Source organism: Streptomyces sp. NBC_00461, from assembly GCF_036013935.1.
In the GTDB taxonomy this organism is placed as follows: Bacteria; Actinomycetota; Actinomycetes; order Streptomycetales; family Streptomycetaceae; genus Streptomyces.
Genome location: NZ_CP107902.1, coordinates 5,760,535 through 5,778,907 on the forward strand (window position 1 = coordinate 5,760,535; position 18,373 = coordinate 5,778,907).

Annotated in this window: 19 protein-coding genes; 11 read left to right on the top strand and 8 right to left on the bottom strand. The window is 69.1% G+C overall.

The annotated features are described in order from the left end of the window. Positions 1-9: 9 nt before the first annotated feature. From OG870_RS27025 to OG870_RS27040, 4 genes are all read right to left on the bottom strand, one after another. Positions 10-774 carry a PIG-L deacetylase family protein gene (locus OG870_RS27025; RefSeq protein WP_266589220.1) on the bottom strand — a complete coding sequence of 255 codons (765 nt, stop codon included), beginning with the start codon at positions 772-774 and terminating at the stop codon, positions 10-12. A gap of 325 nt (positions 775-1,099) precedes the next feature. Further along, positions 1,100-1,750 carry a class I SAM-dependent DNA methyltransferase gene (locus OG870_RS27030; protein ID WP_266589222.1) on the bottom strand — a complete coding sequence of 217 codons (651 nt, stop codon included), beginning with the start codon at positions 1,748-1,750 and terminating at the stop codon, positions 1,100-1,102. A 58-nt stretch (positions 1,751-1,808) separates the two neighbouring features. Continuing rightward, positions 1,809-2,123: an AzlD domain-containing protein gene (locus OG870_RS27035; RefSeq protein WP_266519316.1), complete on the bottom strand. Its 315-nt coding sequence runs from the start codon at positions 2,121-2,123 to the stop codon at positions 1,809-1,811. After that, the gene (locus OG870_RS27040; RefSeq protein ID WP_266589224.1) at positions 2,120-2,836 is read right to left on the bottom strand and encodes an AzlC family ABC transporter permease; all 717 of its coding nucleotides are present in this window, start codon (positions 2,834-2,836) and stop codon (positions 2,120-2,122) included. The genes OG870_RS27035 and OG870_RS27040 overlap by 4 nt, the downstream gene beginning before the upstream one ends. Positions 2,837-2,904: 68 nt before the next feature. On the opposite strand from OG870_RS27040, the gene OG870_RS27045 reads away from it, so the two are divergent. Continuing rightward, a complete protein-coding gene (locus tag OG870_RS27045) occupies positions 2,905-3,474 on the top strand; it encodes a helix-turn-helix domain-containing protein (RefSeq protein ID WP_266589226.1) in 570 nt (189 codons plus the stop codon). Between the two features lie 147 nt (positions 3,475-3,621). Here the strand turns inward: OG870_RS27045 and OG870_RS27050 are convergent, their stop codons facing one another. Then, the gene (locus OG870_RS27050) at positions 3,622-3,825 is read right to left on the bottom strand and encodes a cold-shock protein (protein ID WP_003992177.1); all 204 of its coding nucleotides are present in this window, start codon (positions 3,823-3,825) and stop codon (positions 3,622-3,624) included. A gap of 308 nt (positions 3,826-4,133) precedes the next feature. Between OG870_RS27050 and OG870_RS27055 the strand changes: the two genes are divergently transcribed. The 7 genes from OG870_RS27055 to OG870_RS27085 all read left to right on the top strand — a co-directional run bounded on the left by OG870_RS27055 (position 4,134) and on the right by OG870_RS27085 (position 13,826). Further along, on the top strand, positions 4,134-4,982 hold the full coding sequence (locus OG870_RS27055) for a menaquinone biosynthetic enzyme MqnA/MqnD family protein (RefSeq protein ID WP_266519322.1): 849 nt from the start codon (positions 4,134-4,136) through the stop codon (positions 4,980-4,982). A 203-nt stretch (positions 4,983-5,185) separates the two neighbouring features. After that, positions 5,186-6,316 carry a serine/threonine-protein kinase gene (locus OG870_RS27060; protein WP_405624670.1) on the top strand — a complete coding sequence of 377 codons (1,131 nt, stop codon included), beginning with the start codon at positions 5,186-5,188 and terminating at the stop codon, positions 6,314-6,316. Between the two features lie 188 nt (positions 6,317-6,504). Then, complete coding sequence (locus OG870_RS27065; RefSeq protein ID WP_266844883.1) at positions 6,505-10,977, top strand: FtsK/SpoIIIE domain-containing protein; 4,473 nt, start codon at positions 6,505-6,507, stop codon at positions 10,975-10,977. 196 nt (positions 10,978-11,173) lie between these two features. Next, the gene (locus OG870_RS27070; protein WP_266844575.1) at positions 11,174-11,440 is read left to right on the top strand and encodes an SAV_915 family protein; all 267 of its coding nucleotides are present in this window, start codon (positions 11,174-11,176) and stop codon (positions 11,438-11,440) included. Beyond that, positions 11,433-12,896 (top strand): hypothetical protein, encoded by a 1,464-nt coding sequence (locus OG870_RS27075; protein WP_266844573.1) that lies wholly within the window; start codon positions 11,433-11,435, stop codon positions 12,894-12,896. The genes OG870_RS27070 and OG870_RS27075 overlap by 8 nt, the downstream gene beginning before the upstream one ends. Before the next feature lie 181 nt (positions 12,897-13,077). Next, positions 13,078-13,527 (top strand): hypothetical protein, encoded by a 450-nt coding sequence (locus tag OG870_RS27080; protein WP_443063440.1) that lies wholly within the window; start codon positions 13,078-13,080, stop codon positions 13,525-13,527. Continuing rightward, a complete protein-coding gene (locus OG870_RS27085) occupies positions 13,524-13,826 on the top strand; it encodes a hypothetical protein (RefSeq protein WP_266844569.1) in 303 nt (100 codons plus the stop codon). The genes OG870_RS27080 and OG870_RS27085 overlap by 4 nt, the downstream gene beginning before the upstream one ends. A 286-nt stretch (positions 13,827-14,112) precedes the next feature. On the opposite strand, the gene OG870_RS27090 is transcribed toward OG870_RS27085, so the two are convergent. Continuing rightward, positions 14,113-14,373, bottom strand: a complete 261-nt coding sequence (locus tag OG870_RS27090) for a WXG100 family type VII secretion target (protein WP_266519330.1) — start codon at positions 14,371-14,373, stop codon at positions 14,113-14,115. 206 nt (positions 14,374-14,579) lie between these two features. Between OG870_RS27090 and OG870_RS27095 the strand changes: the two genes are divergently transcribed. The 3 genes from OG870_RS27095 to OG870_RS27105 all read left to right on the top strand — a co-directional run bounded on the left by OG870_RS27095 (position 14,580) and on the right by OG870_RS27105 (position 16,050). Further along, positions 14,580-14,840, top strand: a complete 261-nt coding sequence (locus OG870_RS27095) for a hypothetical protein (protein WP_266844567.1) — start codon at positions 14,580-14,582, stop codon at positions 14,838-14,840. Positions 14,841-14,879: 39 nt separating this feature from the next. After that, positions 14,880-15,716, top strand: coding sequence for a hypothetical protein (locus OG870_RS27100; protein WP_266844565.1), 837 nt, complete (start codon positions 14,880-14,882; stop codon positions 15,714-15,716). Positions 15,717-15,879: 163 nt separating this feature from the next. Next, positions 15,880-16,050, top strand: a complete 171-nt coding sequence (locus tag OG870_RS27105; RefSeq protein WP_327691597.1) for a hypothetical protein — start codon at positions 15,880-15,882, stop codon at positions 16,048-16,050. A gap of 26 nt (positions 16,051-16,076) precedes the next feature. On the opposite strand, the gene OG870_RS27110 is transcribed toward OG870_RS27105, so the two are convergent. Both OG870_RS27110 and OG870_RS27115 read right to left on the bottom strand, forming a co-directional pair. After that, a complete protein-coding gene (locus OG870_RS27110; protein ID WP_266844561.1) occupies positions 16,077-17,489 on the bottom strand; it encodes a PE-PGRS family protein in 1,413 nt (470 codons plus the stop codon). Between the two features lie 147 nt (positions 17,490-17,636). Continuing rightward, positions 17,637-18,344, bottom strand: a complete 708-nt coding sequence (locus tag OG870_RS27115; protein ID WP_266844559.1) for a hypothetical protein — start codon at positions 18,342-18,344, stop codon at positions 17,637-17,639. Positions 18,345-18,373: the final 29 nt, after the last annotated feature.

An 18,373-nucleotide genomic window follows, 5' to 3' on the forward strand; every position in this document is an offset into this window, starting at 1 on the left:
CCGCCCCCGTCACACGGTGAGCCCGGGCAGGGGCCGCGCCGGGCCGGTCACGGCGCCGTACCGCACGTACCACTCGGTGGACATCACCCTGGCCCGGACCTCCGGCGCGAGCGCGGCCAGCCGCCCCGGCAGGGCGCCCCGCTCCACCTCACTGCGATGAGCCAGTACGGCGTCCAGCTTCCGCCCGATCCACGGCCCGACGTCGACGGCCGCGGTGATCCACTCGTCCGGCACGCTGTACATCGCCCGGCCCGGCCGCAGCAGGACGCCGCCCAGCGCGCGGGCGGCGGAGTCGGGATGCGTGGCGAGGTGCAGGGCGCCCGGCCGCCAGGGCGCGCCGGCCTGCGGGTACAGCCCGCCCCAGCCGGCGGCCTGCACCGCGAGCACGGTCACCCGGTGGGCGTGGACATGGTCGGGATGCCCGCTCAGCCCGCCGTACGCGTCATGAGTGACGACGATGTCCGGCCTGAACTCCCGGATGTGCCCGACCAGCCGCCCCACCGCCTCGTCGAGCGGCGCGTCGCAGAAGCGGGGGCTGCCCGGAGCCGACTCCGGCACCTTCGCGTCGGCGTACCCGAGCATCCGGGGCCTTCCGGCCCCGAGGACGCGCAGCGCGTCGGCCAGCTCCGCGGCACGCCACGTCCCCTCGGCCCAGGTCGCCGTGACGACGGCGGTCCGAGCCCCCGAGGCCGCGTGCCGGGCGAGCACACCGCCTGCCGACAGGGACTCGTCGTCGGGGTGCGCGAAGACCGCGAGGAGGTTCGGCAGGGGCATCGAGGAGTCACCTTCCGCTGCGGGAGCCGGGCCACATCACCGTGCCATCTTCCGCCGACGGCGCACCGGAGGGAGCGGGTGCCGGACCGGCGTCCCGGCTAGTGCCCCGACAGGCAACGTTCGCCCCGCCGCGACGCCCGGCACGCTCCCCCACTGCCTCAAGGGCGTGGGAGGTGCCCCCACTCGCCGCACCGGGCACAGACCCGAGTACGTCCGTCCAGTACGAGGGCCCGCACCCGGCACTTCCCCCAGCCTCCGGCCGGGGGACCCCCAGAGCACGCACCGGACGCCGCTCCTCAAAGGGCAAATGTTGCCTGCCGGCGCACTACCCGCGGGGCTTGCGGGCGATGAGGCAGGCCTGCGGGACCAGCTCCGCGAGTTCCTCGTCCGGCTCGCGCACGGTCCGGGACAGCAGCGCGAACCCCGCCTCCGCCAGCAGGTCGGCCATGTGTTCCGGGCGGCGTCGCTGGAAGTCCAGCGAGACCGGGTGGCCCCACGGGTTGTCGTGGCGGCGCGGTACGTCTCCGGCCTGGAAGGCGAGCAGGAGGTGACCGCCGGGAGCCAGCACACGGTGGAACTCGGCGAACAGGGACGGGAGCCGGTCCACAGGGGTGTGGATGGAGGAGTAGTAGGAGACGACACCTGCCAGGCTGCCGTCCGCATGGCCGAGGTCCAGCATCGACCCCTGCTCGAACCGCAGCCCCGGGTTCTCGCGGCGCGCGATCGACAGCATCCCCTCCGACAGGTCCAGCCCGAACACCTGCAGACCGAGCGAGGCGAGGTACCCGGTGGTCCGGCCCGGTCCGCATCCCAGGTCGGCCACGGGCCCGTCACCGCCCACGAGTTCGGCGTAGGCGGTGAGCAGGGCCCGGTCCAGGGGCCGGTGGGTGAGTCCGTCGCGGAACTGGTCGGCGTAGTCGTCGGCCACGGCGTCGTAGAAGGTGCGGGTGGCGGTGAGGAAGTCGGTGTCGGTCATGGCCGGGGACGCTACCGGCGGCCACTGACAGCGCCGCCCCGCCCCGGCACCCGGCCGCTCACCCCACCCCGGTCATCCGCAGCACCGCCGTCGTCACCGCCGCCCCCAGCACCACCACTGCGAACGGCGCCCGCCGCCAGGCCAGCACACCCGCCACCAGCACGCCGCCCGGCCGCGCCCACCCGGCGAAAGCGCCGCCCTCGGTCAGCGCCCCCGTCGCCAACAGCGCGACGAGCAGGACGACCGCCCCGGCCGCCATCAACTCCTGCAGCCGGTCCGGGAGTTCCACCCGCCCGTGCAACACCGGCCCCACCAGCCGGAAGGCGTACGTCCCCACTGCCAGAGCCAGGATCAGCGCAACGGTCGCGGTCATTTCGCCGCCTCCTTACGGCCGTACAGGAACAGTCCGGCCAGTGCCATCAGCACCGGCACCCCCGCCGGAACGGCCGGTGTCACCGCCAGGGCCACAGCGGCTCCGAGCAGCGCACACCGGCGTATGCGCGCGTCCTCGCGCAGGGTGGGCAGGACCAGCGCCACGAGCACCGCGGGGAAGGCCGCGTCCAGGCCGTACGTCGCCGTGTCCCCGAGGGCGTCCCCGGCCAGCGCTCCGGCCAGGACGCCCACGTTCCACACGACGAACAGGCCGATGCCCGAGACCCAGAACGCCGCCCGGCGCCGTACCGGATCCGGCTGGGCGAGAGCGAAGGCCACCGTCTCGTCGGTGACCAGATGGGCGCCCAGCAGCCGCGCCGCGCGCCCCCGCCCGAGGATGTCCGCCACCGCGAGGCCGAACGCGGCCGTCCGGGTGTTCAGGAGCAGGCCCGTGGCTGCCGCGGCGAGCGGACCGCCCCCGGCCAACAGCACGCCCACCGCGCTGAACTGGGCCGATCCCGCGTACACCACCAGCGACATCACCACCGGAACCCACACCGGCAGACCGCCGGCCACGGAGATCGCGCCGAAGGACACACCGACGATGCCGCTCGCGAGCCAGACCAGTGAGCTGTCACGGACGAGGTCTTTGCTGAGGCCTGTGCCGATGCCTCTGTCCAGACCCCTGCTGAGTGTTCGTTGCAGCGAACGCATGTTCTCTAGAATGGACAACAGCTGCCGTGTTCGTCAAGGCGAACGATCGTACCGATGGAGCGAACAACATGTCCGACGCGCCTCCGCCCTCCCGGCTCCCCCTCGACTGGATCGCCGCGGCGCTGCGGCGCGAGCGCACCCGGGCCGGGCTCTCCCTGTCCGAGCTGGCCAAACGGGCCGGGATCGCCAAGTCCACGCTGTCCCAGCTGGAGGCGGCGAGCGGGAATCCGAGCATGGAGACGATCTGGGCGCTGGCGGTGGCGCTCGGCGTGCCGTTCAGCGCACTGGTGGAGCCGCCGGCACCGGCCGTTCAGGTGATCCGGGCGGGCGAGGGGCCCACCGTGCACTCCGAGCAGTCCAGCTATCTGGCCACCCTGCTGTCGGCCAGTCCGCCTGGAGCCCGCCGGGACATTTACTCCGTCCGGCTGGAGCCCGGCACCGTCCGCGACTCCCGACCGCACATTCCGGGGACCGTCGAGCACATCGTGGTCAGCGCCGGCCGGGTGAAGGCGGGCCCGCCGGACGACGAGGCGGAGCTCGGCCCGGGGGACTACATGGCGTACCGAGGAGACGTGCCGCACACGTACGAGGCGCTGGCGCCCGGGACGACATTCGTGCTGGTGATGCAGCACGTGTGAGTTCTCGCGCGGGACACGCGTGAGTTCTCGCCCACGAGCTGTGTGGCCGTGCGGGAAAGGCAGGAGCCCCGTTGCCTTGCGGCACGGGGCTCCTTGGGTACTGCTATCTGTTCCGGATCAAAGCACCAGGCTCCGAATACCGAAGACTCAGACGGGGGTGACGTTCTCCGCCTGCGGGCCCTTCGGACCCTGGGTCACGTCGAAGGAGACCTGCTGGTTCTCCTCCAGCGAGCGGAAGCCGCTCGCATTGATCGCGGAGTAGTGAACGAAGACGTCGGGGCCGCCGCCTTCTTGGGCGATGAAGCCAAAGCCCTTTTCGGCGTTGAACCACTTCACGGTTCCGGTAGCCATAAGCCCTCCTTGGGCCCAAAGGGTTGCCCTGCTCCAGAACCCTGCAAGTGTGAAAACAAGTCCCGCACTACTGCATACGTCTGAAAACGACTAGAGCCCGCGGTTACATGCTCCGCAGGCTCTGTACTGCAAGGGAAACCAAACTGCAACTTGCGGCGAGCCTAGCACGCAGGCAGCCGAAAGCAATAGAGGGCAAGATCACGTCACCCGAACGTTTGAAAGTGCCGCAAGGGGCTGACGGGACACCGGCAAAGGCGCCGCACCACCCTGAAGGGTGCACCGTACCCCATAGGGTCTAGCCTCGCGATGTGGACAATTCTCGCACCCGGCCGCGCGTCGGCCACATCCAGTTCCTGAACTGCCTGCCTCTGTACTGGGGGCTCGCGAGGACGGGCACGCTCCTCGACTTCGAGCTGACGAAGGACACCCCGGAGAAGCTCAGCGAGCAGTTGGTGCAAGGAGACCTCGACATCGGGCCCATCACCCTGGTCGAGTTCCTCAAGAACGCGGACGACCTGGTCGCCTTCCCGGACATCGCGGTGGGATGCGACGGCCCGGTGATGTCCTGCGTGATCGTCTCGCAGGTCCCGCTGGACCAGCTGGACGGCCGCCGGGTCGCCCTCGGGTCGACCTCGCGCACCTCCGTCCGTCTCGCCCAGCTGCTCCTCGCCGAGCGTTACGGCGTCCAGCCCGACTACTACACCTGCCCGCCCGACCTCAGCCTGATGATGCAGGAGGCCGAAGCGGCCGTACTCATCGGGGACGCGGCCCTGCGGGCGAACCTCCTCGACGGGCCGCGGTTCGGCCTCGAGGTGCACGACCTCGGCACGCTGTGGAAGGAGTGGACGGGCCTCCCCTTCGTCTTCGCCGTCTGGGCCGCCCGCCGCGACTACCTCGCGCGCGAACCGGAGATCACCCGCAAGGTCCACGAGGCCTTCCTCGCCTCCCGCAACCTCTCCCTGGAAGAGGTCGGCAAGGTCGCCGAGCAGGCGGCCCGCTGGGAGGAGTTCGACGAGCGGGTCCTGGAGCAGTACTTCACGACGCTGGACTTCCGCTTCGGAGGCCCGCAACTGGCGGCAGTCACGGAATTCGCCCGGCGCGTGGGGCCGACGACGGGGTTCCCGGCGGATGTGAAGGTGGATCTGCTGGAGCCGTAGGGAGAGCCATGGCCGGGCCCGACGGGGCGGCGAGGTCAGAGTTCGCCCCCCGCCAGGGTCGCCTCCTTCATGTACCCATGTACCGCGGCTCGGTCGATCTCCCGCCCGAGCCCCGCCACCCTCCCTCGTACCGTCGATCACTACTGTGTCTGCGATAGCGAACGCCAGCACGCGAAGTGAAGACGACGGGGGAACAGCTCGCCATGGACGCACTACAGCCTGACGATCCACGGGAGTTGGGCAGCTACCGCATGCTGAGGCGCCTCGGTGCCGGCGGCATGGGGCGCGTCTATCTCGCCCGTTCGCCCGGTGGCCGTACCGTCGCCGTGAAGGTCGTACGGCCCGATCTCGCGGCCGACGCCGACTTCCGTGGCCGCTTCCGGCACGAGGTCGAGATCGCGAGAGCTGTCTCCGGCCGCTACACGGCGCCCGTCGTCGACGCCGACCCGGACGCGCCGCTGCCCTGGCTCGCGACGTCGTACGTGCTCGGCCCGGACCTCACGGACGTGGTCGCCGCGCACGGCGCGCTGCCGGAGCGGACCGTGCGCGCGCTCGCCGCCGGGCTGGCCGCCGCGCTCCAGGAGATCCACGCGGCGGGCCTGATCCACCGCGACCTGAAGCCGTCCAACGTGCTGCTGGCCGCCGACGGCCCGCGTGTCATCGACTTCGGCATCGCGCGGGCGGTGGACGGAAACCGTATGACGCAGACGGGAGTTGTGGTCGGGTCTCCCGGTTACATGTCGCCGGAGCAGGCGCTCGGCCGGGATGCCGGTACCGCGGGCGACGTCTTCTCACTGGGCGCCGTGCTCGCCTTCGCGGCAACCGGACGCGGCGCCTTCGGAGATGGCGCTGTCTCGCACGCCGCGCTGCTGTACCAGGTCGTGCACGGGGAACCGGACCTCGACGGCGTACCGCAGTCCCTGATGGGGCTCGTCCGCGCGTGTCTGCAGAAGGACCCGGCGAACCGGCCCGCTCCCGCCGAGATCGTGGCCGGGCTGGCACCGCAGGGCGTCGAGCGCGTGCTCAACGACTGGCTCCCCTCGGCGGTGGCCTCGACGATCGCCACGCACGCGGCCGGGATCCTGGACCTGGAGGCGGAGGCCCCGCCTGCCCCGGTTCCTGCCGCAGCTTCCTTCGGACCGGCGCCGACCGGTATGCCCGCACCGGCATACGGCTATCCGCAAGCGCCCGGATACGGTGGCGCGCCCACCCCGGGCTACGGGACGCCGGCAGCCGTCAACCCCTACGCGACCCCCGCCGACGGCACCGTCCAACTGGGCGCTGCCCCAGCACCCGCTGGCAGATCGCCCTGTCGGGCAACCGGCTGCTGGTGACCGGCGGGCAGGAGGTCTACGCCTTGCCCGCCGTCTGACGCCGTCGTCCGCCGCTGACGCTGTCGTCCGCCGCCGGTCGCCCGATGCCCGATGCCCGGGCGGCCGAGCGCGGAAGCAGCCACTGCCATTAGTCTCCGTTAGCTGATGTAACGCACGTGGCCACAGGGGCCGACGGGAGGATGACCGCCATGCGGATGCTGGTCACGGTCGTGCAGGAAGGTGGTGAGCCGCACGACGTTGTGATCGCAACGGACGACATGGCCACCGCCGGCGATGTCGCGGAGGTGTTGGGGGCGGCCCTCGGGCACCCCGCACCGCACCCAGGCCACGGCACGGGGAACGTGGTGCAGATGCCGGGCACCACCGCGGTACCGATGCCCGGCTACGGAGCGGCCGACACCCGGGCTCCCTCGCTGTGGGCCGACGGTCTGTACTGCGATCCGGCGGCACCGGCCGCCACCGTACTGCGCGACGGCATGCGCGTCTCCGTGGACGACTCGATAGGCCCGCTCCTGCGCAAGGGCGAGCCGGTCGGCCAGTACGAGTTGAGGGTGGCCGGCGGACCCGCGGCCGGCCGGGTGGTCCGGCTGGGCGTGGGAGCGGCGACCGTGGGATCCGCGCCGACCTGCACGTTGCCCGTGTCCGACCCGTCGCTGCCGCAGGTCGCGCTCCGGGTGACGATCGACCTGCAGGGCGAGACCAAGGTCAGTGCCGAAGGCGGCGCCGAGGTACTGCTCGACGACGAAGCGGTGGAGACCGGGGCGTCCTGGCCGCTCGGCGGCGTCGTCCGGGTCGGCGACTCGCTCCTCGTCCTCGACCGGGTGGCCGAACCCGACGCCCATCTGTCCCTGATGAGCGAAGGCGGCCTCGCCTACAACCGCCCGCCCAGGCTGTCCCCCCTCAGACCACGACGAAGGCTCGTGGTGCCGGTCCCGCCCGGCAAGGGGGAGAAGGCCAAGTTCCAGCTCCTCATGGCGATCATGCCCCTGTTCTTCGGACTGGGCATGTACTTCGTCACCAAACAGGTCTACATGCTGGCGTTCTGCCTCATGAGCCCGCTGATGATGCTCGGCCAGTGGATCAGCGAGAACCGCGAGGGCAAGAAGAAGGACAAGACCTCGCTGAAGCAGTACAAGAAGGACCTCGCTCAACACAAGGCCGAACTGGTCGTCCTCGGCAAGGAGGAGCAGCGCGCCCGCCGTCAGGACGCCCCCGACCCGGCCGAGATCCTGCTCTTCGCCACCGGCCCGCGCCGTCGCCTGTGGGAGCGCCGTCTCACCGACCCGGACGCGATGCTGCTCAGGATCGGCGTCGGCGGGCTGGAGTCCGACGTCGAACTCGCCCTGGCGCGCGGCGGCCTGTCGGGCGACGAGGACACCCCGCAGCCCCCGGTGCTGCCGGACGTCCCGGTCACCCTCCCCTTCACCAGGCTCGGCGTCGTCGGCATCGCCGGTGACCGCGCGCGGGCGATGGCCACCGCCCGGTGGATCAGCGTCCAGGCCGCCGTCCTGCACAGCCCCCGCGACCTCTCCCTCGTGTCCCTGTCGGCGACCCAGGCAGCCGGAGCCGAGTGGCACTGGACCCACTGGCTGCCCCACACCAACCCCGAACAGGGGCAGGACTGCGTGGCGTTGGTCGGCTTCGACTCCGAAGGCATCACCCGCAGGGTCAACGAGCTGCTGAACGAGCTGACCCGCCGCAAGGCGGCCCGCGAACAGCAGAACGCGATGGGCCAGCTGTACCCGGACGCCAACATCCTGCTCATCCTGGACGGTGCACGCCTCCTCCGCCGCGTGCCCGGCGTCCCCCAACTCCTCACGGAGGGACCGCAGTACGGCATCATCGCCCTCTGCATCGACGAGGACGAGCGACTCCTCCCCGAGGAGTGCAAGGCCGTCGTCGCCTGGTCCCCCGACGCCGCCCACCACGTCCGGGTGCGCGGCTACGGCATGGAGGGCGTCGGCGACATCCTGGCGGACCAGGTCACCTACGAGTGGTGCGAGCTGCTCGCGCGCTCCCTGGCGCCGGTGCGGGACGTCAGCCGCGACGACGCCGGCGCCGCGCTGCCGACCTCGGCCCGGCTGCTGAACCTGCTGAACATGCCCAACCCCACGGGTGTGGACGTGGAGCGCATCTGGCACACGGGTGGCGCGACGACCGCCGCCCCGATCGGCATCGCGGCGGACGGTCCGTTCGTCCTGGACATCCGCAGGGACGGACCGCACGCCCTGGTGGCCGGTACGACGGGTGCCGGTAAGTCGGAGCTGCTGCAGACGATCATCGCCTCACTCGCGGTGGCGAACCGTCCGGACGCCCTGAACTACGTCCTCATCGACTACAAGGGCGGCAGCGCGTTCATGGACTGCGCCCGGCTGCCCCACACCGTCGGCATGGTCAGCGACCTCGACGCCCATCTGACCGAGCGGGCCCTGGCCTCGCTCGCGGCCGAGCTGCACCGGCGCGAGCGGATCCTCTTCGACGCGGCCGCCAAGGACATCGAGGACTACAACGACACCCGCAAGCTCCGCCCCGAGCTGGAGCCCATGCCCCGACTGGTGCTGGTGATCGACGAGTTCGCGTCCCTGGTCGCCGAACTCCCGGACTTCATCGCGGGCCTGGTCGACATCGCCCGTCGAGGCCGTTCACTGGGTGTGCACCTGGTGCTGGCGACGCAGCGCCCGGCGGGTGTGGTGAGCGCGGACATCCGGGCCAACACGAACCTCAGGATCGCGCTGCGCGTGACGGACGCCTCGGAATCCCAGGACGTCATCGACGCCCCGGACTCGGGCGCGATCGCGAAGTCGACGCCCGGTCGCATGTACGTCCGCTCCGGCGCCCAGTCCCTGGTCGGCGTGCAGTCGGCCCGTATCGGTGGACGCCGCCCGGCAACGGGCCAGACCGGCCCGAAGGCGACACTCCAGCCCCTGGCCTGGAACGCCTACGGCCGCCCGCTCCCCAAGCAGAACCAGGCCGACGACGACGGCACCATGGTCACCGACCTCGCGGTCCTGGTCGACGCGGTCCGCGACGGCGCGGCCCGCATGGGCTACGGCGAACAGCGCAGCCCGTGGCTGCCGCCGCTCGGGGAACAGGTGACCCTCCAGGAACTGGAGGGATACGGGGCGGCGGGCTCCGGTGCCGACGTCGCACCGATCCCGTACGGCCTCATCGACCTTCCCGCGAAGCAGAGCCGCACGCCGCTCGCCCTGGACCTGGTCCACGGCGAGCACACGCTGCTGCTCGGCGGTGCCCGCTCCGGCCGCTCGACGGCCCTGCGCACGCTGGCCGGTTCGCTGGCCCGCGCCACTTCCCCGCACGACGTGCACCTCTACGGCATCGACTGCGGCTCCAACGCCCTGCTGCCGCTGATGCGGCTGCCGCACGTGGGCGCCGTGGTCACCCGCGACGAACCCGATCGCGTACGACGCCTGATCGACCGCCTGCTCGCGGAGATCGCCCGCCGGCAGCGGCTGCTCGCGATGGAGGGCGCGTCCAGTACCGCCGAACAGCGCGCCTCAGCGGCGCCGGAGGACCGGCTGCCGTGGATGGTGCTCCTCCTGGACAGCTGGGAGGGCTTCGCCTCCACCTTCGAGAACTACAACTACGGCTCGCTGCTCGAAGCGGCCCAGCGAATTTTCCGTGAAGGTTCGGCAGTGGGGCTGAAAGTGGTCATGACGGCCGACCGCAGCGGCCTCAGCGGTCATGTCTCCTCCGCCTTCGCGGACCGGCTCGTCATGCGTTTCGCCGACCCGAGCGACTACGCCACGGCCGGGCTCCAGCCTCGCGAGGTCCCGAAGAACATGCCTCCGGGCCGTGCGCTGCGGATCACCGACACGGGCGTGAACGAGACCCAGATCGGCCTCCTGGCCGAGGACCCGGCGGGACAGGCGCAGGTGCGTGCCCTGCGTGAGATCGCGGAGGAGGCGCGAGCACAGTACGCCCGTATTCCCGCCAACCGCCGCCCTCTGCGGGTGGACGCGCTGCCGTCCCGCATCACGGCGTCGGAGGCACTGGCCCTGGACCTCGACTTCGCTCCGTCGTCCCGCCTCTGGGCGCTGATCGGCGTCGGCGGCGACGAACTCCACCCCGTCGGCGTCGACCTGGAGGAGAACGGCCCCGGCTTCGTCATCGCGGGCCCGCCGAAGTCCGGCCGCTCCACACTGCTGCTGGCCGCGACCGAGTCCCTGCTGCGTGCCGGAACCCCGGTAGTACTGGTCACCCCGCGACGCTCCCCGCTCCGTGACCTGGAGGGCAGGGACGGAGTCCTGGGGGTGCTCAACGCCGACAGTCGCGAGGACGACCTGGAAGAGCTGACCACCAAGGCGCCGAACGGCTCCTACGTGGTCGTCGCCGACGACGCCGAACTCCTCTACGACACAAGCCTCGACGAGGCCCTGGAGGCAGTCGTCCGCAAGGGCGCCGACGGCGGCATCGGCCTCATCGCGGCCGGCACGACGGACAGTCTCTCCGGCCAATACCGAGGCTTCGCCGTAGAGGCCCGAAAGTCCCGCAACGGCGTGCTGCTGACCCCCCAGAGCCCGTCGGACGGCGAACTCTTCGGCATCCGCCTCCCCGCGAACAGCGGGGGCGGCACGGCGGGCAGCGGACTGTTCGTGTCGGGTGGGTCGTTCATGCCGATTCAGGGGGTCATGAACGGCTGAGCGCACGAGGAAGAGCATGCCGTGGCCCCGCTCCACGCGCGGGCCACGGCATGTAATTCGAGATGAGAGGGAATTGCCCAAACCTTAGGGCGCTTCATACCTTGGCTGTGCGCCCTCCCCATACGCTGGCCGGATGAATTCGGCAAATCCCCCTCGTGAAGCCCCGGATGTACTCGTGCTGCCCACTATGAGGGACATGCCCCGGGACGAGGACGGGACACCGCTTCTGGAAGGAACCGTCGAGGTGATGCTCGTCCGTCTGGAGGCGGGGCCCGGAGAGGAGCGACGTGTGGCACTCGCATTCTCGACCGTGGCCGGCCTGGTAGAGGCGATGGGTGAGGAACAGCCCTGGGTTGCGATCCAGACCGAAAGGCTCGAAAGCGCGCTGCGCGGGTCGGGAGCCCAGGCCATTCTCCTCGATCCTCGGTCGGCCGAAGGAGCGGGAGCCGCGACGAATGGTTGACCCGAATTTCTCGGGAATCAATCCCGAAAACCTCCTCGGGACCATCAAAAGTCTGGAATCCGGCAGCAAGACACTGCACGAGAGTAAAAACGCCTATTCCAGCCGGTTCCAGAAGTTCGGACTCGACACCGGCGCCCTGACCGAGATCGGGAAGATCGCCTCTTGGGTCGACGACGAGCTTCCGATGCTACGACGCCGCCAAGCGCTGGCCGCCGCCATGGAGTTCGAGGGGGTGGGGCCCAAGCCCACCATGGTTCAGCTGCGTGAGCCGATATGGACCGTGCAGCAGGCGCGGCAAGAGGGCGCCAACCTGGCCAAGGAGGCCAACGGGCTGGCGGACATGGATCCCGCCAAGGCCGGTCCGGTGTTCCATCGCATCGCCCAGGAACTGGCCGCGCACAAAGGCGATCCGGACTTCGACTCGTCCTTCTACGCCAAGATGGACCCGAACCTCGTCAAGCACCTCCCCATGGCCATCGTGATGTCGAACGCGCCGACGGCCGAGGACGACACCAAGGTTTTCGGTGCTGCGTTCACCGCGGCGGTGAACGCGGACAATCCGGCTCCGGGCTTCAACAAGGTGCTCGACCTCTTCCACGGTGACATCCCCAAGGACGATCCGGGCGCAGTCTTCAACCGGGCCCTGATGCAGGGGGACGACCCCGATATGTGGGACGTCGCCTGGAAGCATCTGAAGAAGGCAGTCACGGACCTGGGCGACCCCAAGGCGACATGGACCGTGCATGCTGGACTCGTGGCCGGCGTCATCGGTTTCCAGTCGCACTTGTCCGAGAAGCTCTGGGGCGAGGCGGAGAAGTTCTCGCAGGAGGCCAAGGCCGCCTATGAGAAACGCATCAACGCCATGAGCCCGAAGGAGAGGGCTCAGTTCAGGAAGGAGACGCGCGCCGCCGCCAAGGCACGCAACGCTGCGTCCCGCGAAGCCGAGCGCATCTACGGCAAGTACGGCCTGGGGCCCATGTCACGCTTCATGGAGGCGTCGGTCGGAGATTCGGCCCGCTGGCTCATCGACACGGCTCCCTTCATCAGGGGAGGATCGGCGAGCGCGGAAGCCGGGTGGCTCGGCAAGGTCTTCAAGACAGGGGACCGGCTGCCGTTGGTCGGCACACTGCTGACCATCGGCGGTATCGCGTACGACATCAAGGTCAACCATTCCGACGCGGACGTCGCCGTCACCTCGAATGTCGCGTCTCTCGGCGTCGGAATGGCCGCCACTTGGGGAACTGAGGCGCTGATCGTGGCCGCTGCCGGTGGCCCGGTCGGCTGGGCCGTGGGAGCGGGCATCCTGGTGGGTGCCGGCCTTGGTTACGCCGCCTATTACGTCCTCAACACCGAGACGGGTAAGAAGGCCATTCACGCCGTCACCAACGCGGTCAAGGATGTCGGCAAGAGTATCGGCGGCGCTGCCAAGACAGTCGGCGGCTGGCTCGGGTTGTGACTCACGGAAACCGGATCTCACAGTGAAGAAGAGGACGAAGCGGTCGCGGAACGATTGGACTCCGCCTCCGAACACCGCCGAGCAGAAAGCCCGGTTGGACGAGTCACGTAGGAAGATCGCCCTTGCGCGACGGCCGGTGCCACAGCGGCGACTGATCCTGACGCTACTCACCCTGTTCCTCGTGGCCCTCGGTATTTTCCTCGGGTTCTCCCTCCCCGCGCACTCGCTCGTCAGCGACCTGCGTTCGCGCGGAGTCGCCACGTGGGCGGAGGTGACGTCCTCACCGAGGGACCACTTCGGTAGCCCCGGTAACATTAAAATCCAGTTCAAGGGCCCCAAGGGCGAGGTCGAGACGACGCTGAGTGACTGGGGCGGCAGGCGTCCCGGTGGCCTGGCGGCCGGAGATCCCGTACCGGTGACTTACGACCCGCACGACCCCACCCGAGTGCTGACGACTGCCTGGGTGAAACACCCGCCGGTCATGACGCTGCCGATGTTCGTGTGCTTGGTGCTGTCCCCGTTCTTCCTGGCGGGGGCGATCTTCCTCACCGTGCTGCGGCGCAGATTGCTGGCCGCGCGCAACACCGACCCGACGATGGGCGACCCGAAGGACGAAAGGGAACACACGTGACCGATCCCGAGCCGAAGGTCCCCAACCCGAGGAAGGCGGACCTCGTCAAGCTCCGCGGTGAACTCGCCAAGGAGGTCGACACCTTCCGCAAGGCACTCAAGGGCCCCACCAAGGACATCGGCGGCGACAAGGTCTGGGTCGGCAAGAACGCCCGGGCCTGGCAAAAGGAGTTGGACGGCCGTAACAAGCGACTGGGCGACCAGGTGGACAAGTTGCTGCCCGTGATCGACGCGGCCATCCGCAATGAGCCGGACAAGGTGTCGGCGACCGAGGCTCGGATGTACCACCAGGCGATCTAGGGATCGGAGTTCTCCACGAGACCGGATCCCTGGGCTGGGATGTCGAACTTTGGCCGTCGTGGCCGGCCAGGCCCCTTCCGGAATGCGATCGCATTCGCGCCCGCTCGCAAAGCCCGTCTCCGAGGTGCGTGCCTCGGGCGACAACAGGAGTGACGGGCGGCGGGTTGCTCCAGGGGCGAGCAGGTGTCACCAAGGGGCCTGAACGCGCCGCCGGGGCGCCGACTCGGAACCGTGGGTTCTCGGCCGGCGCCCCGGGGGCAGTGTCATCCGCGCGGGCAGCCAGGAATCAGGTGGCGCGCTCGATGTTGTCGGCACTCGTCTGCGCCGACTTGCTGGCCTCGTTCAGAGTGTCGACCCACTTCGAGAACGTCGGCTTGACGTCGTGCCAGTCGTGGCGGAAGCGGTCGGCCTTGGGGCCCTTCCAGAAGCCCTCGCTGTGGCTCGTCTTGCCGTCCAGGTCCTTGATCAGGACCTGAAGGTCGTGAGCCTTGTGAGCGAAGAGCTTGGAAAGCTCCCGGAGTTGCTGAAGATCTGCACCGCGATCCATGGCGATCCTCCCCGTGTGGTTCAGAGGCAACCGGACTGTCCGTTTGCAACAGTGGACGCTACCGCACCACACATAGGCGTCGTCCAGTGCTGCCGGAGATCTGATCATCCGGTGAACAAACCGTGGTCATCCGGGCCAGAGGGCCAGGTAAAAGGGGACCCATGGGTCGGTATGCTGAGGCTCTTGAGTCAGCGGGGGAGGCTGCTATGGCAAATCCTGACATTCAGGAACTCAACCACCGCGCCAGCCAGTTGAGGTCGCTGGCCGACCACATCGACGCGCTCGTCGACACCGCCAAGAAGCACAGCACGGTCGGCATGAAATCCTGGTCGGGCCCGAACGCGGATCACGTGCGCGGCAAACTGAAGAGCTGGCAGACGACGTGCGGCACGGTTGCCCAGGCGCTCCGCGACGAGGCGCACCAGTGCACCAAGGACGCCAAGGACCTGCAGAACCAGAAGAAGTGAGCCGGCGCTGACGCCGCCTCGCGGAAGGAACCCAGCCCAGTGCCTTCGTACGACAGCTCCCGAGCCCGTTTCCGCCTGGCCGACCGCCACATCGCCGTCTTCGCGCACCTCCTGGACGGTGACACACCACCCGAGGAACTGTGGGAGTCGCTCGTCGAGCTCCAGCGCATCGGCCTGGTCGGCGAAGAGGGGGAACTGGCGCCGCTGCTGCGCGATTTGCTCGGCACGCTGGCCGACCCCATGGTGCTGATCCAGGTCGAGATCACTGGCGAGCACGGCCCGGTCAACCACGGCGTGGTCGTGGGCCAGGAAGCCGTCATCTCGCACGACGGTTGGCCGGGCGAGGAGGAGTCGGAGTACGTCTCCATCGAGCCCAACACCCTCGTCTGGGAACTGGCCCGCAAGGTCAACCTGCACCGCGGGGAGAAGCCCGAGGAGGGCGCCACCGAGGTTCGCCTGGAGACGAAGATGGCCGCGCTGGACGCCGCGTTCGTCGCCCTGGAGGAGCCCGGTGCCGACGACGACGCGACGCGCGAGACCGTCCGCAAGGCGCTCGTCGAGGCCGACGCCGACCTCAAGGACCCTGCCCTCGGCCAGTTCCTGGACCTGGTCGTCTCCCTCAACGCCACCTGGCGTGTCACGACCGCCTGGGACGGCAAGCACGACGGCAAGACGTCCACCATGATCCGCGCCCTCGCCGTCTGGGACTGTGGCCCCCTCGGCTACTGGATCCGCGAACAGCCCGAAGAGCCCATCATGCCGGGCCAGGTCGGCCCGGACAGCCCACTCGTTCTGGTTCGGTCCAATTCGGCCGAGGTCTGGGAGAAGATCACGGATTTGCTGCCGGACAAGGACGAGCTGATCGACGAGGCCTAGGGTTTCATGCATTCATGGTCAATCCCGACGATTTCCAATAGCTTGCAGGTCTTTCGGTTTGAATTGGAGCATTTTCGGGCGATCGATGAAATCGCCGGAGTGACGCGGTCGTTGACCGGGTCTCAAGGGCAAATGGTTCCGAAAGGGGTCCCGCTGGCTGGAGATGCCAGGCCGCCGAGTGACGCTTGTCGCCGACCCGGAGGGCTGGCTGGTGCCCCGGCTGGGCAGCGAGGTCGACGGCCTGGCGCCCTGGCTGATCCGTACCTGCGCCGGGCTGCTCACTGCGATGGAGGCGTTCGTGCTGTACGGGCGGCTGCGGCCGCGCCGGGGCTGATCCGGCGCGCGCCGATCACTGTCCGGTCAGAACCAGTTCATGGGATTCGCTTTGGACTTGGCGATGTTCTTGCCCAGGTCATGAACCTTGTCGCCGACCCACTTCTTCGCCTCTCCGGCACCCTTCTTGATGTCGTCCCAGTGCTCGACGACCTTGGCGCCGACATAGACCGCTCCGAAGCCGACGGCGAGGCCGATGGTGACGGGGTTGGGAGCGATCATCGCCGCGGTCATGGAGGCGTTGAAGCCGGCCTCGGCAACGTCACCGACGTAAGCAGCGCCGTTGCGCTGGAAGGCCTTGACGGGGTTGCCCTGCGCGACCACGTTCGCGGTGCTGAAGACCGTCGCGGCCGCGCTTCCGGCGATGCCCGCACCGCGCAGGACGCCGGCCACCTTGCCCGCACCGGCCAGTCCCTTGCCCAGAGACGCCGTGCGGCTGAATCCGAGACCGCGGGCCTTTGAGTAGATGTTGCCCGACACCTTGAAGAGGCTCGCGTTGCCGGCACGCGCGACCGCTTGTCCCGAGTGAGTGAGCCCTCCATACCGAGCCGCAATCGAGTCGGAACCGACGACGAAGTCGATGGCCTTGTTGGCCGAAACGCTCTTCCAGATGGGCGACTTCATGAACTTCAGGCCACGGATGGCGTCGTAGCCCTTGCCCGTCCACTCGGCGACCTTGCCCTTGGTGCCCGGGACAGTCTGGGCCCACTGACTGAGCTTGCTCGGGAACCAGCTGCCGGGAGCGCCGAGGGAGCGGATCGGAGGGGTGTACTTGATGAGCTTGGTGCCCGACCATCGCAGCAGGCCGTTGTCGGTCCCGCGGAGCGTGACTCCGATACGGGTCTTCCAGGTCCGCAGCATGCCCCTCTTGAACGAGTTGCCGAGCAGGACTTTGGTCAGGGCCGCACCCTGAATGGTCACGGTGGCCGTGGTTCCGTTGACCGACTTCCAGTCGCCGTACAGGTCGATCACGCTCATGATCGTCGCAGCGTGCGGCTTGAGACCCGGGATCTGTTCCAGGGCATGCGTCTTGATCCGCGAGATCCAGTCGTTCAGGGATTCGTTGGACTTCCGCTTGAAGACGTCGGCGTCCGGATCGTCGCTGGCGGCCACGGAGTTGGCAAGGAGGATCTCGTCGGGGGAGAGCCCCTCGCCCTTGTGGTCCTTGAGGTACTTGTCGAGGTCCTTGGCGCTGAAGCCGGCCCAGAGCACACCGGCTTCAGGGTCACCGCTCTCCAGCCGGGCGATCGTCGCACGCTTGCGCAGATCGGGGGCGGTGTCGGAAACCCAGCTCCGCAGCGGCTTGAGGGCGGTCAGTTTGCTGGAAACACCCAGACGTGAGGCTCTGGTGAAGGCTTCGTCGATCTTGTCCTGGACGCCGCCCCGACCGTCCAAGAGCTTGGCGAGCTGCTCCACGTCATCCGGGTTTACGGTCCTCACGCTCTTGCCCCCTCAAAAGTGCGGACCCTGCGTATACCGCTGATTTTCACCATGACTGTTCGATTCGGCGCAGGAGCTTCATCGTACGCACGCGCACCACACGGCACACGAAACGGGCAGGCTCAGCGCAGGTGTTCCACGGGACTGTTACTTGTCGCCGACGAGCGCGAACGCGAACGCCAGCCGGCGGTCGAGCCAGTTCGCCTCGATCTTGACCTGCACGCTGCCCTCGGAGGTCATGACGACGTTGTCCCCGGCCCGCCATTCCAGCGACCGCGCCTTCTTCTTCGCTCCGTCGTCATTGCCGGTGCTGAACAGGCCGTCCACTGCCTCGAAGGTGGCACGGATGGCCACACGTGCGGCCACCTCCCCGGTGCTTCCGCTCGCCCACTCGTTGCGCCCGACGATTTCCGGCTGACCGGGCTGGTCGATGCGCCAGGTGTGCTTGAAGGGACGCTTGGGCGGAACACGGCGAAGGGTCCCGATGAGCTGCCCCTGCGCGTCACGCACTGCATGGTGCTGTTCTCCGTCCACTTCCCGGGCCTCCTCCACGTAGCAGAGCAGGCGCCGCGCGTCGACATCCTCGAAGAGCGTGAGCTCGGGACGTGACGGCAGGTTCGGGACGGACGACGAGCCGAGGAACGCGCAAGGGGCCAGAACCGGATAGTCCTTGCTGCCGGTCGGCACGCGCACAGCGGGCTTTCCCCATACCGACCGCAGCCGCTTGGGAGACTTGGGACGCTCAACGGACCCGACGGCGAACCTGAACACGGTTTCCCAGGAGACAGGCTCCACCGGCGCTTCTTCCGCTGCCTTCGCCTTGTTGTTCCTGCCGAACGCCACTTCTGCCTCCATGACCGCGCTTCGCACCGGACAGCATGACT

Coding starts and splice junctions, on each gene's coding strand:
- OG870_RS27025 (WP_266589220.1), bottom strand. CDS start 774: ATGCCCCTGCCGAACCTCCTCGCGGTCTTCGCGCACCCCGACGACGAG.
- OG870_RS27030 (WP_266589222.1), bottom strand. CDS start 1,750: ATGACCGACACCGACTTCCTCACCGCCACCCGCACCTTCTACGACGCC.
- OG870_RS27035 (WP_266519316.1), bottom strand. CDS start 2,123: ATGACCGCGACCGTTGCGCTGATCCTGGCTCTGGCAGTGGGGACGTAC.
- OG870_RS27040 (WP_266589224.1), bottom strand. CDS start 2,836: ATGCGTTCGCTGCAACGAACACTCAGCAGGGGTCTGGACAGAGGCATC.
- OG870_RS27045 (WP_266589226.1), top strand. CDS start 2,905: ATGTCCGACGCGCCTCCGCCCTCCCGGCTCCCCCTCGACTGGATCGCC.
- OG870_RS27050 (WP_003992177.1), bottom strand. CDS start 3,825: ATGGCTACCGGAACCGTGAAGTGGTTCAACGCCGAAAAGGGCTTTGGC.
- OG870_RS27060 (WP_405624670.1), top strand. CDS start 5,186: ATGGACGCACTACAGCCTGACGATCCACGGGAGTTGGGCAGCTACCGC.
- OG870_RS27065 (WP_266844883.1), top strand. CDS start 6,505: ATGCGGATGCTGGTCACGGTCGTGCAGGAAGGTGGTGAGCCGCACGAC.
- OG870_RS27070 (WP_266844575.1), top strand. CDS start 11,174: ATGCCCCGGGACGAGGACGGGACACCGCTTCTGGAAGGAACCGTCGAG.
- OG870_RS27075 (WP_266844573.1), top strand. CDS start 11,433: ATGGTTGACCCGAATTTCTCGGGAATCAATCCCGAAAACCTCCTCGGG.
- OG870_RS27090 (WP_266519330.1), bottom strand. CDS start 14,373: ATGGATCGCGGTGCAGATCTTCAGCAACTCCGGGAGCTTTCCAAGCTC.
- OG870_RS27095 (WP_266844567.1), top strand. CDS start 14,580: ATGGCAAATCCTGACATTCAGGAACTCAACCACCGCGCCAGCCAGTTG.
- OG870_RS27105 (WP_327691597.1), top strand. CDS start 15,880: ATGCCAGGCCGCCGAGTGACGCTTGTCGCCGACCCGGAGGGCTGGCTG.
- OG870_RS27115 (WP_266844559.1), bottom strand. CDS start 18,344: ATGGAGGCAGAAGTGGCGTTCGGCAGGAACAACAAGGCGAAGGCAGCG.